Consider the following 17,336-nt stretch of genomic DNA (forward strand, 5'->3'; position numbering starts at 1 on the left):
GGCACTTTCAGAAACTCTTGTGAGCATCACGTCGCTGAGTCGGTAGCACCTAACTGTGCAGCAACGTGGGCTGCGAAGGTCGGATCGTCGTGGATTCGTGCGACGACGTCATCAGCGATCTTGTCCACGTCAAGGGGGCCAGCATATTCCACGGATGGTGTCGGCCAGTGAACGTCGACTCTGGGAGTGTAGGCACTTTCGCCATCATCACCGTAAGCGGTAAGGACGTGATCGAAAACCATCTGCACCTTGGAAGTGAAGATCTCTCGGGTGTAGGGCATCTCGGGTAGCTCCCGGTCCAACACTCGTCGGATCGTGCTGTCGACGTCGTTCATCACATCAACTTTACGACGCCAGTCCTGCACGAGCTTGTCGTGCAGGTGTTCCAGCAGTTTCTTGGAACTGGCTTTGACCAAGTCTCGTTCCTCGTCGGTGAGCACAGGATCGGGATGGGTCAAGAGGTCGAAGATTGCCAGCTCTTCCTCAGTCATTCCTTCTCGGACCGCGCGCTCTTCCTCAGCCGTCAATGTATTCGAAAGCTGGATCAGACGACGAAGGTACTCATCAATATTCACGCTGCCAGCGTTGTAGTCATCGATCAGCTTCTCGATGCGCTCAACCAGTTCATAGCGAGTCGGGTTACGGGTCGCTGCGCCGATGGCCTGCTGTCGCAGCAGTTGGGCCAACCGGTCTGTTTCCGCTCGCTTCCGACCAGCGAGCTTGGCTGCCAAGCCCTCGAAGTCGATTTGCGACAGGTCGATGAGCGGATCCGGTTTGGCGCCCTCTGCAGCGGCCCGGATGACGTATTCCTCGGCACCCACGGACCGGTCAAGCAGCGCATCAACAGCGTCTGCGGCGGCCCCCAGGTCTGCCCCAGGTGGTCGCGTAACCTCTGCGATGCGTTCGGCGAGAACTCTGATTGCTGCAACATTGCGTTGTTGGGCGGCGGCTTTGGGATCAGGCAGGAGCGCCTTGAAGAGTTTCCGCACCTGCCGGGCGCGCTGCTGAAATTCGGACCGAGTCTCTTCGTCGACCAGTAGCGCTTCGACGGCTGCGTCACGCTTGGCGACGTGGTCAAACCCTTCAGCATCGCGCATCGCGGCAAGGTCCACTCCCACACCGGAGCAGAAGGTGAACAGATCAGCAACCGATACGTCCAGCTCGCCGGAGAGTGCGTCGATGATCTCGATCGGCGACTCACCTACCCCGGCAGCGCCGTAGATCGCCAGGGCTTTCTCCAGGTTCCGGAAGACTCCGACGTAATCGACGATTAGGCCGTTGTCCTTCTCAGGGAAGACCCGATTAGCACGAGCGATCGTTTGCATCAGTGTGTGGTTACGCATCGGCCGATCGAGGTAAATAGTCGAGACACTAGGCGCGTCGAACCCGGTCATCCACATGGCACATACGAACACCAGGCGCAGCGGGTCGGCTGAGTCCTTGAACTTCTCTGCGAGGTCCTCGCGGTTCATCCGCTCACGATGCGGACGGATGTCCAGTCCCAGGTCGTCGAGCATCTTGAGTTCGTTCTGGCTCTGCGAAACGACGACCGCCATGTCGGTGCTTTCCATCAACTCGATTCGTGACGCCAGCCAAGGACGTTCCAGCTCAGGGAGACCGTCATGCTTAGCCCTCAATTCGGCCAGATGCTCGGCCCAGGCTTCCTGAACCAGGTCGTACATCCGCACGGCGACTGCCTTATCGAGCCCGACGTACATCGCCTTCCCAGAGAACCCACGACCGACGAAGTGCGCTACTAGGTCTTTGGCAATAGCCTTCAGGCGCTCAGGACGCGTCAGAAGCGTGTACTGCGTGCCGAAATCTCGGGCCAGTTGTCCTTCCGCATCCTCGTCGAGTTCAGCATTTTCGAGCAATTCCTCAAGTTCTTCGGAAAAGTTCTCATTGATCAGTTGGAGTTCCGGGATACGGTTCTCGTAATACAGTGGAACCGTGGCCCCGTCCTCGATGGCGTCGCGGAAATTATAGACACTGACGTAATCACCGAACTGTTCGCGAGTAGCTTGTTCCTCCCCTGCAATCAGCGGTGTCCCGGTGAAGCCCATCATCGAGGCGTTGGGCAGGGCTGTGCGCATGTTAAGGGCCAGGGTGTCGTACTGACTGCGGTGAGCCTCGTCGGTAATGACGATGACATCGGAACGATCCGAAAGCACCGGCATCTGCTGCTCCCCCAGCCCCTTGGACAGTTGGAACTTCTGAATCAGTGTGAACACATACCGGTGATCGGCGGCCAACAGTTCGCGTAGGTGAGTAACCGACTCCGCGTGCACCCTAGCCTCCGGTGAGATCGCGCCAGCGTCGGCAAACTCGCCATGCAGTTGGGTGTCGAGTTCCTTGCGGTCGGTGACCATCACGAACGTCCATTTGCCGGGCACCTGGCGCAGCACCTTCTGGGTGAACCACAGCATCGACAGGGACTTGCCCGAACCTTGGGTGTGCCAAAAGACCCCGAGGCGTTTATCCCGCTCGGCACGCGCCCGATGAAGGTTATCGATTGCCGCGTTGACTCCCAGGTACTGATGCGAGCGCGCCATGATCTTGATAAGTCCACCGGGGCGCTCCGTGTAAACAACGAAGTTCTCAACAAGGTCGAGCAGTACCGCTGGGTCACAGGTGCCACGCAGCGCAGTTTCCAAGGCAATTGCTCCACGCGTGCCCTGTGCGTCGATAACTTTCCAGTCGTTGAAGAACTCATACGGAGAATACGTCGAGCCGACCTTAGCTTGGCGGCCGTTAGACAGCAGCACGAAGCAGTTCGGGATGAAGAGCTGCGGGATGGTGTCGCGGTAATCAGTCAGGTTGTTGTCATAGGCAGACTTGACCGACTCGTTCGGCTCCTTAAACTCCATGAGCACCAACGGGATGCCGTTGACGAAAAGCGCTAGGTCCAGTCGTCGGCTATGCAGATTGCCCTTGACCCACATTTGCTGCACCGCCAGCAAATCATTGTTCAACGGTGCGCTAAAGTCGATGAAGCGCAGCAGCTCCATCTGCTTTTCCCCCTGCTCGTCAGTCCACTCGGCCTGGTAGCCGTCACGCAGCAGACTATGAACCTCACGGTTGGCCCTCACTCGGTCCATAGCCGAGCGGTCCTTGGCCAGCACCTCGATCGCCTCGTCGATTGAGGTGTCGGGTACGTAGTCCGTGTTTATCTGACGCATCGCGGCACGCAGACGGTGCGTGAGCACAATGTCACGTCGGGAATCTCGTCCCAAAGTGCCCTCGGGTCCCAGAACTTCCTGAAAGGCATCTACCGATGTCCAGCCCAGCTCCGTAAGAAGCTCGATACTAGGCTTTTCGACGTAGTCGTACTCCGGCCCCCGCGACAGCATCACACCTCCGCCTCCTCGCCGAATGAGCCTGTAGCAATCAGCGCATCGAGATCGAGCGTCGACACATCGATCTGTCCCGTCACCAACTTCGGGAGGAGGAGGTCGCGCAACGCCCCAAGCCTCATGGATTCATCGAAGAGGACGGCAGTCTGGGATATAAGCGGCTCTACTGTGGTCTCGAACTCGTTCGCCAGCCATCCCGGCGGAGTAGCAAGCCGATACGAGTCAAAACACTCGTTTCGCACACGCTGACGACCGCTGGCCCCGCTCATGCTCGCAATGGCGTGCCCACGGAAGCTCTCCTGTCTCGCCAAGCAGTACGTGAAGGCTGATCCGATGAGCCTACCTCGTAGAACAATGAACTCGGTCGATCCGAGACCAACTTCGCTTTCAGCCAGAGACTGTACGAGGCCAATCTTACCGTTCTGAAGGCATGGAGTAATTCGGGCGAACAAGGTATCACCTTGCTGGAACTTCGCTCCGCCCCCTCCCGTACGAACACCGCTCGGACGACACCCCATGTTTCGTCCATCGAGGTCACCCATTGTAATCAAGGGGTGTTCGGCCGATCTGTCCAGCTTGATGCGAGGGTTGATCTCAATGGCTTCAGAAGCAGAGACAACCTCCCATCCCTCGGGAATCGGACCGAGGGCGGAGTCGACCATGGGCACATCTTTATGACCGGGATAGCGGAACTTCACGAACCACTCGCGGTAGATGGCCCGCGCCATCTCCTCCAGAACCTCCACCCGTCGCCGATTGTTCTCGATCAGGTCGTCAAGGGACCGAAGAATCGCTCCGATCTTCCATTGTTCTGGCAACGGAGGCGAAGGAATCGTGATTCTCTCGCAATCCGGAACCCTCAGATGTTCAACTGTGGAGCCCGAGCCAAGACTCTTAAGCTCTGCCTGAACACCTGGCCCCATCATGCTGTACATCAGGAAGTGAGGATCGCACTCCGTCTCATCGGCCCTATACATGACGAGACGCTGTCCGAGAAACACTTGGTCGTCACTTCGGATCATCCCCACATTGCCAAAGGGTGCCTCCCGGGTCAAGATAATGTCGCCTCGTTTAGGGACCATCCGCCGTGTCCACTTGGTGTAGGTCGCATAATCTACATATTTGACGCTCTCGGTATCGACCCAGCCGCCACGGACATTCGTCGTACGCAACATCTTGTATGGCGTAGGAGGCGACTGTTGCGACGGCGCTGTCTTGTTAACGCAATCCACGACCGCTAAGCAGAGGTCTTTGATGGACCTATCGACCCATAGACTCATAGGTCGAAAATCCCTTGAACAGCCGCATCCACCTTCGCGCGGAGAATATCGGCCTCGTCGCTCAGCTTCGTGAACTCCTCATACAGCGCGCCGAGATCGCCCATGAAATCGACGTCGCTCTCTTCGACTGCTGCGGTACCGGTGTATCGGCCAGGGTTGAGGCTCCAGCCTTGCGCTTCGATCTCAGCGCGAGTGGCGACCTTGCAGAGGCCACCAACATCGACGTACTTTCCATCCGGGAAGTTCTCGTTGAGCAGCGTCTCGCTACCGTCGATGGTCTCCACTTCCTCGCCTCGGTAGAGCCGAACAATGTTGGCGAGGAACTCGATCTGCTCGGGTGTGAAATCACGATGAGCACGATCAATCTGGCGGAAAATGCTTCGGGCGTCAAGGAACAGCACGGTGTCCTCGCGAGGCGTACCAACCTTGGCCTTGTCGAGGAACCACAGCGTCACCGGCAGAGTTACGGTATAGAAGAAGTTCGAGCTAATCGCAACCATGACGTCGACTGTCCCGGACTCGATGAGCTGTTTGCGGATCTCCATCTCCGAGTGGCCCGCATCGCCGGCCGAGTTGGCCATAACAAAGCCGGCGCGACCCTTCGGCGAGAGGGCCGCGTAGAACTGCTGTATCCACAGAAAGTTACCGTTGTCGGCCCTCGGCAGTCCGAACGGGAACCGCTTGTCGCCGGCCATCTGATCCTTCTTGATCTTGTCGACATTGAACGGCGGGTTGGCCATCACGTAGTCGAATACCCCCACAGCGCTGTGCGGGTCCTCGTAATAGCTGTTGGCCTGACGAATATCGCCAGACAGTCCATGGAGGGCAAGGTTCATCTTGGCAAGCGGAACGGTATCCTCAGTCTTTTCCGTACCGAATACCGAGAGCTTGCGGCTGGCCGACTCGTGGTGACGTTCAACGAACTTCGCACACTGCACGAACATTCCCCCTGAGCCACAGGCAGGATCGAAGACGCGCCCCTGGAACGGCTGCAGGATCTCGACGATGAGACGGACGATGGAGTACGGCGTGAAGTACTCACCGCCGCCTTTGCCTTCTTGGGCGGCGAAGTTAGAGAGGAAGTCTTCATAGATGAAGCCGAACGCATCACCCTCGAGCTGGGTCGGCAGCGGAGCGAAGAGCCGCAGCAGCTCGATCAGGGTCGAGCGCTCCAGCTTCTGGTAGCCGCGCGGCAAGATGTCCTTGAGTTCGGGGTTGGCGGCCTCGATGGCCTTGATCGCCTCATCAGTAACCTTGCCGATGTCCTCGCCTTCGGGCAGATCCACCAAACTGGAGAGTCGAGACTGCTGGGGCACGTACAGAACCGACTTCGCCTTGTAGTCTGCGATCGTCGCCGGGTTGCGGGCGCTGGTGTTGGCCTCGACCTCACCTCGAACGGCTTCGAACCGGTTCTCGGCATACGCGAGAAACACCAGGCCCAGTACCGGGTCACGGTACTGGCCTGGGGTGAGTTTGGAGTTGGCACGCAATTCGTCGGCAGCAGCCCACAGCGTGGCGCGCACATTGGAGAGATCGACTGTCTTCACTTCTTGTCTCCAGACGTACTTTCACTAAACATTGAACTTGAAGTCCACCACGTCGCCGTCGGCCATGACGTAGTCCTTGCCTTCCTGACGGACCTTGCCACGGGCCTTGGCTTCCGCCATGGAGCCGGCTTCGTCGAGGTCGGTGAAGGCGACGATCTCGGCCTTGATGAAGCCACGTTCGAAGTCGGAGTGGATCACGCCGGCGGCCTGGGGGGCGGTGTCGCCCTTGTGGATCGTCCAGGCCCGGGATTCCTTGGGGCCTGCGGTGAGGTAGGTCTGCAGGCCGAGGGTGTCGAAGCCGGCGCGGGCGAGGGAGTGCAGGCCGGGTTCGTGCTGGCCGACGGATTCGAGGAGCTCGGCGGCCTCCTCCTCGTCGAGTTCGAGGAGCTCGGTCTCGGTCTTGGCGTCGAGAAAGACGCAGTCGGCGGGTGCGACCAGGTCGCGGAGTTCCTGCTTGCGGTCCTCGTCGGTGAGTACGGTCTCGTCGGCGTTGAAGACATAGAGGAACGGCTTCGCGGTGAGCAGGTGGAGTTCGCGCAGCGTTCCGAGGTCGATCTCGTCCTTGGCCTTGAACAGGGTGCGGTCGTCCTCGAGGATCGTCTGCGCCTTCTTGACGGCCTCGACCTCGGCGGCCTTGGACTTGTCCTTGCGGGCTTCCTTCTCCAGTCGCGGTATGGCCTTCTCGATGGTCTCGAGGTCCGCGAGGATGAGTTCGGACTCGATGACGGCCATGTCACTGACGGGATCGACGCGTCCGTCGACGTGGATGACGTCGTCGTCACTGAAGACGCGGACGACCTGGCAGATGGCGTCGGATTCGCGGATGTTAGCGAGGAACTTGTTGCCCATGCCCTCCCCCTGGGAGGCGCCCTTGACGATGCCGGCGATGTCGACGAAGGACACGGTGGCGGGCAGGATGCGTTCGGATCCGAAGATCTCGGCGAGACGCTTCAGGCGCGCGTCCGGCAGTTCGACTAGCCCGACGTTGGGCTCGATGGTGGCGAACGGGTAGTTCGCCGCCAGCACATCGTTGCGGGTCAGTGCGTTGAACAGGGTTGACTTGCCGACGTTGGGCAGTCCGACGATTCCAAGAGTAAGGCTCACAGTCGCACATCCTATCAACCAACGTCACACGGACCGGACATCGCCAGAGCCGCAGCATCCCGGGAGGAGTGGTGGCGTGTCGTAAAGCGCTCGCCGATCACCACACCCGGGTTCCCACTTGGTGGACACCATGTTTTACCCAGTGAAATGTGGTGCTAAAATCATCGGCGGTTAAGAAAAACCGTAGAACGCGCTGAAGGTTACCGGCGTGGCGCCACACCTGCCACCAGGTACCTGCGTGGACACATATCCGCGGCCGTGTCTCACAGTCACCACCCCGACACCCTCCCACTGCCGTGGCCCCTCATCCGACTTGATTCGAAAGGCCGGCAATGGCTGCTGACACTTCTCAAGGTCGCGAAGTATTTTCCACCCGCATAGCGTTCCTGCTTGCGGCGATTGGTTCCGCTGTGGGCCTGGGCAATATTTGGCGCTTCCCCTACGTCGCCTATGAAAACGGTGGCGGAGCATTCCTGATTCCCTACATGGTGGCTCTGATCACCGCAGGTATCCCCCTCCTCTTCCTCGACTACGCGTTGGGCCACAGGTTCCGCGGTTCCGCCCCCCTCGCCTACCGTCGTCTGCGGACTTGGGCGGAGCCCGTCGGCTGGGTACAGGTGGGCATCTGCTTCATCATCACCATCTACTATGCCGCCATCATCGGTTGGGCAGCTCTCTATACGCTGAAGTCCTTCAACACGGCATGGGGCGATGACCCCAACACGTATTTCTTCGAGGATTTTCTGAAGTTTGACAGCACACAGATGGTCTCGATGGACATCGTGCCGCAGATCGCCCTCGCCCTGGCTTTCGTCTGGGTTCTGGCGATCATCGTGCTCGCGATGGGTGTCGATGAGGGTATCGGCCGAATCTCGAAGGTGTTCATGCCGGTTCTGACGGTACTGTTCATTCTCGTTGTCGGATACTCCGTCACCCTGGAAGGCGCGGCGGAGGGGCTCAACGCCTTCTTCACTCCGAACTGGTCCGCACTGAGCGATCCGGGTGTGTGGGTTGCAGCGTACGGTCAGATCTTCTTCTCCCTATCCATCTGCTTCGGCATCATGCTGACGTACTCGTCATATCTGAAGCCCCGCACCAACTTGACCGGCACCGGTCTGGTCACAGCGTTCGCGAACTCCTCCTTCGAGGTTCTCGCCGGCATCGGCGTGTTCTCGGCCCTCGGCTACATGGCTGTCCAGCAGAACGTTCCCGTCGACGAGGTCGCGACCTCCGGCATCGGTCTGGCGTTCATCGCGTTCCCGGCGATCATCAACCAGATGCCTCTCGGCCCCGTCTTCGGTGTCATGTTCTTCGGTTGCCTCACCGTGGCCGGTTTCACGTCTTTGTTCTCCCTTCTTGAGGTCGTTGTCTCCGCTGTGAAGGACAAGCTCGCTCTACCCCGCAAGGCCACCGCTTTGGGTGTCGGTGTTCTCATGACGCTGATTTCCCTGACCTTGTTCGCCACGACCTCCGGTCTCGCAACCCTGGACATCATGGACAAGTTCGTGAACAACATCGGCATCGTGGGTATCGCCCTGATCGCGATCATCATCGTGGACTGGGTTCTGCGTCGATCGGATGAGATGGCCCTCCACCTCAACGCAGTTTCCAGCTTCCGGGTCGGTAACCTGTGGCGCATCTGCGTCGTGAACATCACGACGATCGTTCTGGGTTACACGCTGCTGCAGGAACTGATCAGCCTGGTCCAGGAGAACTACGGTGGATACACCGACGTCCAGGTGAATGTCTGGGGTTGGGGCGTCGTCGCCCTGATCCTGACCACCGCCGTCGTCATGAGCCTCGTCCCGTGGCGCGGAAACATCGCCCTGGTCGGTCCTCCCGGTTCCGACTTCGGTGTCGACCCCGACCTGCAGCTCGAGATCACCACCCCGCAGAAATACGATCCGGAACGCCCGCGGCACGCAGGCTTCGCGGTTGAACAGTTAGGAGCCCGCAAATGAGTGGCATCGCAATCATGATGATGGTCCTTTTCATGGTCGTCATTTGGGGCGGCCTTCTGGTCAGCATCCTCGCCCTGCGCAAGCATCCCGATGATTCCTCCGGGGTGCTCGGCACGTCCCATCTCGCGACGGACGATGTCCTGATCGAACAGGAAAAGGCCGGCCTCCCGGCCCGCCCGACCGACTAGACACATCAGCTTCCCAGCCGTACCCCGACCGCCTCAGTGCTGTCGGGGTACGGCTTTTCCTCCACCAACCCGGGGATTTTCCATCCTGCTAAATCCAAGGTCGGAGCAGGCATCACAACACTTACGCTGTCCTTCGATCACGATGTTCAGAAGCACGGTGTTTTAAGGCAATATAGGGGCTGTGACCGACCCTCGCGAACCTTCCACCCCCGACTCCGGACGTAATCCCGGAAATGGCCCAGCGCTGTCCGGAGCAGTCGATTCCCCGGGTGTAACCCCCCTCTCCGGAACCGATCACCCGCCCGCTGCAGAAACCCTCGCGGAAGAGGCTTCCCGGGCTTTCGAGGAAGTTCAACCGGATGCACCGATCGACCGGTCGGAGGTCATCGCCGAAGGACTACGGGAATTCGCGGCATGGTGTCTCCGATTGTTGATCGTCTCTGCAGCCGCCTGCATGGTCGGTTTTGTTCTCCTGAAGTTCTGGCAGGGCGTTCTCCCGGTGGTTCTCGCCCTCATCGTCTCATCCGTACTCCACCAACCGGCGTCGTGGCTTCGACGCCACAGGGTTCCCGCCGCACCCGCAGCCATCATCACGATTCTCGGTACGATCGCACTTTTTGGCGTGGTCATCGCCATGATGGCACCCAGTGTCGCCCGCCAATCCCAGGCTCTCTACTACCAGGCGTTTGAGGGCGTTCAACGTGTCCAGTTGTGGTTGCAGGATCCCCCGGTCCAGCTCCAGGGCAATGATCTGGGCGACTGGTTAGCTGAGGGGGCAACGTGGATGCAAAATCAGGCTTCGGCGATAGCCGGTGAGATCTTCGCCGGACTCGGAATCGCGTCGACGATTCTCATCATGCTCGGCATCGTTCTCGTGCTGACCTTCTTCTTCCTCAAGGATGGGGACCGGTTCCTACCCTGGATGCGGGAGGTCACCGGGCCCAGGGTCGGGTGGCATCTGACGGAGCTCCTGACCCGGGCTTGGAACACGTTGTCGGGTTTCATTCGCGCCCAGGCGATCGTGGCACTGTTGGATGCGGTTTTCATCGGTCTCGGGCTGGTTCTACTCGGCGTGCCGATGGCCCTTGTCCTCGCCCTACTGACTTTTATCGCCGGTTTCATCCCCATCATCGGCGCGGTCGCAGCGGGGGCTCTCGCGGTGCTCATTGCCTTCGTGTCCCTGGGTGTCACAGAAGCCGTAGTGGTACTCGTTCTGGTAATCATCGTCCAGCAGGTCGAAGGCTACGTTCTTTCTCCTTGGCTGCAGTCCAGGGCCATGAACCTGCACCCCGTCATCGTGTTGGTCTCAGTCACCGTCGGAGGTGGCCTCTTCGGCATCATCGGGGCTTTCCTCGCAGTACCGACCGCCGCGATGGTCGCGGTTCTACTGCGCTATCTCTCGGATATGGTTGCACTGCGTGCCGGGGAGAAAACCGCGGATGAGATCGTGTTCGCCACTGTTGCCGGTTCACTCACCGCCCGCCACGGTGAGGAGGCCGGTCGTCGGATGCGTGCAGCGCGTCGATCCGGGGACAGGTTCTCCAGCGGGTTACGCACCGCAGAGGCAGGTACCGATATGGGGGCATCGCCGCGGCGGGGTTCACCCACAGCTCCGCAGAACCGAATCCAGGATCTCACCTCGAAATTCGTACATATTTTCGACACGCCGCGCCGGTGACACCACCGTGTCCGATGCAGATGGCACAGTGGTGTCATGAGTCCGTCGGCAGGTTTTCTTCTCACGCTTCTCCTCGGCATCGTCATCGGTGCCCTTCTTGGTTGGTTCGCCCGTGGGCAGACGACGGGAACCGCAGCTCCGGACATCGACCGCCTCGCAGAACTTGCGACGGCACGTTTGCGGGCAGACACCGCAGAGCGCACCTCAGACGCGGCAGAACAACTCACTGGGAGGGTAAACACCTCCCTCGCACCTCTCCAGCAGGCTGTCGTTCAACTGAGTCAGCAGGTTCGCGCACTGGAGCAGGAAAGGGTCGAAGCCTACGCAGCACTCAGCAGCCAGGTTCAGTCGATGACACGCACCTCGACGATGCTGTCGGATCGCACGGGCAAGCTCGTCACAGCACTCCGGGCACCTCAGGTTCGAGGAAGATGGGGCGAAATGCAACTGGAACGCGTGGTGGAGATGGCAGGCATGGTTCGGTATTGCGACTTTGACACCCAAGTACACACCCGCGGCACCGATGGGGCCCTCCGCCCCGATCTCGTCGTACGGCTTTCGGGCGGACGCACCATCATCGTCGACTCCAAGGTGCCATTCTCCGCGTACCTCGATGCCCTCGATACGGAAGATCCGGAAGAGCATGCCGCACACCTTCGTCGACACGCCCATCATTTGCGCCATCACGTGAATCAGCTTTCCTCGAAGAACTATGCTGCCGCATTCGATCGGACACCGGAGTTCACCGTGCTCTTCGTCCCCGCAGACCCATTCCTCGACGCCGCACTGACCACCGATCCTGAGCTTCTCGAGCACGCATTCTCCCGAAATGTAATCCTCTCCACACCGACAACTCTGGTTGCGTTGCTCCGCACGGTCGGGCTCGGGTGGCAGCAGGAGGCCGTGAATGAGCAGGCTGCGGAGATACACCGGCTGGGCAGGCAACTTTACTCACGCTTGAACACGATGGCGGAACACTACAATAAGGTCGGAGCCGCTTTGGACCGCGCTGTGGACGCCTACAATTCGACGCTCGGGTCCCTGGAGTCGAGGGTCATGGTCACAGCCAGAACCCTGGACGAAATGGATGCCGGTCCCGTCACAAAGTCCCGGCCGGTGAGTCTTCATCCGGCGACGACACGGAGCCGACGGATCACCGGTCCGGGGAACATCTCCGCTCCCTGATCAAGCACGTTCCCAAGTCTTCGACATCCGCCACGGGGTGAGGCTACCGAATTTCAGGCCTGAAGTCGGTAACATAGCCTTCCGTGCCCCAGCAGCCCATGAATCGGTCGAAGACCCGACGCCCCGGCCAATCCGGTCTGCGTGCCGGTTTCCCGATCTGGATTTGTCCACTCATCATGGTGCTGACGCTGGTCACCGGCACGGCGATCAGCGTCGATCAGCAGCAGATCGGTGTCGTCTATCTCGGCTTGTTCGCCGCAGCAGCCCTCGGCTGTACGCTAACAGTGTGCCCCCGGGGGCTCTGGTTAACGGTCACCGGAATGCCGCTGTTCTTCGGTGTCGCCACCCCCATCGCGGCGTGGACCGTCGCCCGTTCCACAGCGGCTGAAGGAAGCGACGCATTCTCCACCACCGGAATCGTCACGGCGATCTACCCGTTGGCCCAGCATTTTCCGGTCCTTGCGGCAACAACCGTCGGATGCATTCTGATAGCTATCCTCCGACTGGCCCGTGTCCGTAAACTACAGATCGCGGCCCAACGAACCCATCGTCAGACCAGACGCAAACTCACCGTCGCCGAACAGCGCAACATCGCTGCCGCGTCTCGCGCTAGGAGAATCGGAGCAGCACGGGACGTCGATTCCAGGGCTCGCCGCGAGAAGATCGATGGGGATACTCGACCCACGGTCGCCGAGCTACGGCAGAAAGCACTTGAAGAGAAAGCCGCAGCAGCAAACCGGAAGCGGCCACGCACCAGTGAATCCCCCTCAGATAGTTCCCCACTCCCCCGCCGTCGACCTTCAAGGGAACACCCCCACCCGCAGACAACCGGAGATGCCGGTCGGCACACCGTGACAGAACGTGCCTCAATCCGTCGTCCTACGGAGAACAGCCATCCCCGGACCCCACGGCCACGTCTCCCGGAACGCACAGCCGGGACAACCGACCGTCCCATCAGAGTGCGGCCCGCGCCTCGCCCTGGGTCGGTGTCCGGCGCATCGCAGCGCCGCCCTGATCTCAGGAGAGACCGGTACATGATCGGGGAGACCGCACGCGGTCGGATCCAGGATCCTCGAGGCACCCGATCCCGTCACGCGGAATCCTCCGAATATCCGCGAGATTCCCGCCAGCGGCGCGCAGCATCACGTCCGATACGATCTCGGGACGACCGCCCAGCGGGCAACAGTCCGGCACGACCCCAGGCTCCGGCACCCGGCCCGTCGTCTGAGAGCTCTCCGGAGCCCGAACCCAGGCGTCGCCCGACATGGCTGGACGACGATCTCTACACCTGACCTGTGTCGCACAGGTGTTCAGTGGGCGTTGCCCACTCGGTCTAACACCCCTGATTTTGTGCCCCAGTACCCCACATAGGAAAACCGGGATCTATCTTTCTTCTGCACGAAGATGAGATCCCGGTTCCTTATACGGCTCGCCGAGCTTGAGGAGCCGGGTGTTTTATCTGCGTCCGACGGAGTCCTTCGGGCGGAGATCCCGTGGTAGTGCGAAAACCAGTTTTTCAGCCGCTGTAGTGACCTCCTCAACAGTGGTGTAACCATGTTTGGCAAGGAGCTCGAGCACATCTCGGACGAGGATTTCCGGGACGGAGGCGCCTGATGTCACGCCAACGCATCTGACCCCCTCAAACCAGGCTGTGTCGACCTGGGAAGCATAGTCGACGAGGTAGCTGGCGTCGGTTCCAGCTTGGAGTGCGACCTCGACGAGGCGCTTGGAGTTCGACGAGTTCTGCGAACCAACAACGATCATGAGCTGGCACTGTTCCGCGATAGCCTTCACCGCAACCTGACGGTTCTGGGTGGCGTAACAGATATCGTCCGAAGGAGGATCCTGGAGTTGGGGGTACTTCTGTTTGAGTAGATGGACGATGGTCATCGTCTCATCCACCGAGAGAGTGGTCTGGGACAGCCAGATCAGTTTCTCCGTGGCCTTCAGATCGAGTTTATCCACTCCCTCCACACCGTCAACGAGATGGACGACGTCAGGGGCCTCACCGGCGGTTCCCTCGACTTCTTCGTGTCCTTCATGTCCGATGAGAAGAATCTGGTATCCCTGGCGCGCGAAGCGCTTCACCTCATTGTGGACCTTCGTGACGAGGGGGCAGGTGGCGTCCAGTGTCTTCAGGTCGAGAGTCTTGGCTTCTGCGTGCACGGCGGGGCTGACACCGTGCGCGGAGAAGACGAGGTGAGATCCCTCGGGTACCTGGAAGGTCTCGTCGACGAAGATCGCCCCGCGCTCGGCGAGAGTGTCCACGACATAGCGATTGTGCACGATTTCCTTACGTACGTACACCGGGGCGCCGTATTTCTCGAGGGCCCGCTCGACGGTCTCGACCGCACGGTCAACTCCGGCACAATAACCGCGCGGGGCGGCAAGCAGAACCTTTTTTTCAGTGGCAACGGGTGACGTCATGGGCTACAGCGTAACCAAAGGTGCGGTTGAACGCCTACAATGAGGCTTTCGGAACCGGCTCTTCGGGACAGGTTCCCGCCGCACCTGATGCCGAGCATAATCAAGGAGTAGTGCGCCTGTGACTTCCGCCGCCCCATCCGCTGATCGGCCTTGGCCGGTTCGTGAAGTGAACGCGAAGGTCAAAGCCTGGATCGAACGCTTGGGGCACGTCTGGGTGGAGGGGCAGCTCACACAGATCAACGCGAAACCTAGCTGGAAACTCTCCTACCTGACCTTGCGGGACACGGAAGCCGACGCGAGTGTGCAGCTCACCTGTTACACTTCGCTGCTCCGCAACTCTCCGACGCCGTTACGCGACGGGGAACGGGTCCTCGTACACGGTAAACCTGCTTTCTATCCCGGGCGCGGCAGTTTCTCTCTATGGGTGACGGAGATCCGCCCGGTGGGGATCGGTGAACTACTCGCCCGAATCGAGATGTTGCGGCGCAGTCTGGCCGCCGAGGGCTTGTTCGATCCGGCACGGAAGAAGCGGATCCCCTATCTTCCGAATTGTGTGGGACTGATCACAGGTAGAGGGTCAGCAGCGGAGCGGGATGTGCTTTCGGTTGCGAAGGACCGGTGGCCGGAGGTCCGGTTCCGGGTGATCAATACTCCCGTACAAGGGGCGACGGCAGCGCCGGAGATTATCCGGGCACTGGGTACTCTCGACGACGATCCGGAGGTCGATGTCATCATCATCGCTCGGGGAGGTGGGTCAGTGGAGGATCTCCTGCCGTTCTCAGAGGAGTCCCTGCAGCGGGCCGTCGCCGCGGCATCGACACCAGTGGTGAGTGCGATCGGTCATGAACCGGACACACCCGTGCTGGACAATGTCGCGGATCTTCGTGCCGCCACCCCGACGGACGCCGCGAAGCGGGTTGTTCCAGATGTCGCGGAGCAACGCGCACTGATCACCGAGCTTCGTGGCCGGAGCGCCCAGGCATTGCGTGGGTGGGTGGAACGGCAATACCAGGGGCTACGTGACCTGCGGAGCCGTCCCGCATTGTCGGATCCGATGCTTCCGATCAATAGGCGCTCCGAAGAGGTGGTGCAGTTCGTCCGCCATCTGCGCATGCAGGTAACTCACGATCTGGACCGCCAGGAAACCCGGGTCCAGGCCCTCCGCTCCCGAATTTCCACGCTCGGCCCCTCCGCCACCCTCGCCCGCGGCTACGCTGTCGTACAGGTGGGGCCCGTTACAGCGGAGCCCGAGGTCGTGACATCGATTACTCAAACCCCTCCCGGTAGTCAGCTCCGGATCCGGGTCGCCGATGGCTCGATCACCGCTGCGGCGATGGCTGTCCGCCCATCTGACTGAAGTGGGTAACGCCTCCGTGGAACTGATTCGACACCAATACAGGAGAGAAAACGTGAACAGTGATGCAGTAGGTACGGGGCGCCCGAAGGAAGATGCCTTTCCTCCGGTTTCGGAACTCAGTTATGAGGCGGCCCGGGATGAGTTGGTCGAGATCGTGAAGATCCTCGAGCACGGGCAGATGCCCCTCGATGAGTCGCTGAGATTCTGGGAGCGCGGTGAGGCCCTGGCCAAGCGCTGTGAGGAGCATCTCGATGGAGCGCGGCACAGGGTTGAGGCTATTCTCCGGTCCGACGCGGAGATCACGTCCCGGGCGGCTGATGACGCCTGATACCCAGGGATACACCTGCGGTGGTGATCAGTGGCGGAACGGTTCCGCCACGAGTGTGTTGTGTATGAGTTCAGTGAATTCCTCGTCACTGGCGCTGCCCGCGAAAATGAGGTTCACATCTCTGTAGGTCGTGGTCCACACGGTGTCTGCGGTGTCCTCAAAGGGGGTCCAGACAGTGAACTCTCTCCCGTCCACGTCGCGGGTGTCGGCGATCTCACGAGGGTGGGAATCCAGGCCCTTCACCGCATCCTCCACAGGCTGGTCCGTCTGTAAGAGCTGCAGGTATCCCCGTTTCGCCGTAACCCAGCCTACGAGTGGTGCGGGAGTGTTGTTGACCGGGTGCCGACGCGCTGAGTTCGCGATCCACCCCTCGGGACTCTCGGGGAGCCGGACCGGGAAGGTCATGGCACGGGACTGGAGTTCCAGGAAGCTCTCCGCATCCACGGCATGGATCGGCCCGTTCTCGACAGGATCTTTGCGGAGCGAACACATCCCGGTGAAGCTGACTACGACGGCCATGATGACGACGATAACGACCAGAGACATGATCATGTCCCTGCTGTCCTGGAAGATACGGGGTTTATTCTCGGCCACGGTGACCAGTATGTCAGAACCCTCTTTTCCACCCGCCCCCAGTATCCGGCCGACACTACGGTGATCAGACGGGGGTAACGCAATTATCTGAACCGTACAGATTGCCCCCAACGGTGGTCAGAAAGTGCAACAATGGAGGCAGCGGACGCACGGACAGATCCCGGACGCAGTACCGCGCGTGCAGTTCGTGCGGGATACGTCGGGGGCGCCTCCTGGTGGAATATGACTGCGCGCCCGTAGCTGAAAAATATTTGACCTACGACTACAAACAAGCGGTCGCATCCGTACCGCCTGCTGTGCCGGGTGTTTTCCGGGTCACTGTGGGCGGGATGAC

Annotated in this window: 13 protein-coding genes; 7 read left to right on the forward strand and 6 right to left on the reverse strand. The window is 60.3% G+C overall.

The features are described from left to right. Positions 1-26: 26 nt before the first annotated feature. Genes QWU44_RS08110 through ychF form a run of 4 tightly spaced genes read right to left on the reverse strand, consistent with a single transcriptional unit; the run spans position 27 to position 7,284 of the window. Positions 27-3,350, reverse strand: a complete 3,324-nt coding sequence (locus tag QWU44_RS08110; protein ID WP_370915368.1) for a type I restriction endonuclease subunit R — start codon at positions 3,348-3,350, stop codon at positions 27-29. Then, a complete protein-coding gene (locus QWU44_RS08115; RefSeq protein ID WP_370915175.1) occupies positions 3,350-4,633 on the reverse strand; it encodes a restriction endonuclease subunit S in 1,284 nt (427 codons plus the stop codon). The genes QWU44_RS08110 and QWU44_RS08115 overlap by 1 nt, the downstream gene beginning before the upstream one ends. Then, positions 4,630-6,180, reverse strand: a complete 1,551-nt coding sequence (locus QWU44_RS08120) for an N-6 DNA methylase (protein ID WP_370915176.1) — start codon at positions 6,178-6,180, stop codon at positions 4,630-4,632. Before QWU44_RS08120 ends, QWU44_RS08115 begins: the two co-directional genes overlap by 4 nt. 24 nt (positions 6,181-6,204) lie before the next feature. Beyond that, positions 6,205-7,284, reverse strand: a complete 1,080-nt coding sequence (gene ychF, locus QWU44_RS08125) for a redox-regulated ATPase YchF (RefSeq protein ID WP_198735550.1) — start codon at positions 7,282-7,284, stop codon at positions 6,205-6,207. 332 nt (positions 7,285-7,616) lie between these two features. On the opposite strand from ychF, the gene QWU44_RS08130 reads away from it, so the two are divergent. The 5 genes from QWU44_RS08130 (at position 7,617) to QWU44_RS08150 (ending at position 13,588) form a co-directional block, all read left to right on the forward strand. Continuing rightward, positions 7,617-9,245, forward strand: a complete 1,629-nt coding sequence (locus tag QWU44_RS08130; RefSeq protein ID WP_370915177.1) for a sodium-dependent transporter — start codon at positions 7,617-7,619, stop codon at positions 9,243-9,245. Continuing rightward, the gene (gene metS / locus QWU44_RS08135; protein WP_370915178.1) at positions 9,242-9,433 is read left to right on the forward strand and encodes a methionine/alanine import NSS transporter subunit MetS; all 192 of its coding nucleotides are present in this window, start codon (positions 9,242-9,244) and stop codon (positions 9,431-9,433) included. The genes QWU44_RS08130 and metS overlap by 4 nt, the downstream gene beginning before the upstream one ends. Before the next feature lie 181 nt (positions 9,434-9,614). Then, the gene (locus QWU44_RS08140) at positions 9,615-11,111 is read left to right on the forward strand and encodes an AI-2E family transporter (protein WP_370915179.1); all 1,497 of its coding nucleotides are present in this window, start codon (positions 9,615-9,617) and stop codon (positions 11,109-11,111) included. Positions 11,112-11,147: 36 nt separating this feature from the next. Beyond that, complete coding sequence (locus QWU44_RS08145) at positions 11,148-12,296, forward strand: DNA recombination protein RmuC (protein WP_370915180.1); 1,149 nt, start codon at positions 11,148-11,150, stop codon at positions 12,294-12,296. Positions 12,297-12,379: 83 nt separating this feature from the next. Then, on the forward strand, positions 12,380-13,588 hold the full coding sequence (locus QWU44_RS08150) for a DUF6542 domain-containing protein (protein WP_370915181.1): 1,209 nt from the start codon (positions 12,380-12,382) through the stop codon (positions 13,586-13,588). A gap of 163 nt (positions 13,589-13,751) precedes the next feature. Here QWU44_RS08150 and QWU44_RS08155 read toward each other — a convergent pair whose 3' ends face one another. Further along, entirely contained in the window at positions 13,752-14,723 is a 972-nt protein-coding gene (locus tag QWU44_RS08155) for a 4-hydroxy-3-methylbut-2-enyl diphosphate reductase (protein ID WP_370915182.1), read from the reverse strand. Positions 14,724-14,841: 118 nt separating this feature from the next. On the opposite strand from QWU44_RS08155, the gene xseA reads away from it, so the two are divergent. Next, a complete protein-coding gene (gene xseA / locus QWU44_RS08160) occupies positions 14,842-16,080 on the forward strand; it encodes an exodeoxyribonuclease VII large subunit (protein ID WP_370915183.1) in 1,239 nt (412 codons plus the stop codon). 52 nt (positions 16,081-16,132) lie between these two features. Next, the gene (locus QWU44_RS08165) at positions 16,133-16,408 is read left to right on the forward strand and encodes an exodeoxyribonuclease VII small subunit (RefSeq protein WP_370915184.1); all 276 of its coding nucleotides are present in this window, start codon (positions 16,133-16,135) and stop codon (positions 16,406-16,408) included. Between the two features lie 27 nt (positions 16,409-16,435). Here the strand turns inward: QWU44_RS08165 and QWU44_RS08170 are convergent, their stop codons facing one another. Next, positions 16,436-17,002: a DUF4245 domain-containing protein gene (locus QWU44_RS08170; RefSeq protein WP_370915185.1), complete on the reverse strand. Its 567-nt coding sequence runs from the start codon at positions 17,000-17,002 to the stop codon at positions 16,436-16,438. Between the last annotated feature and the right edge of the window lie 334 nt (positions 17,003-17,336).

The sequence above is a fragment of the Corynebacterium sp. CCM 9203 genome (genome assembly GCF_041357675.1).
Lineage (GTDB): Bacteria > Actinomycetota > Actinomycetes > Mycobacteriales > Mycobacteriaceae > Corynebacterium.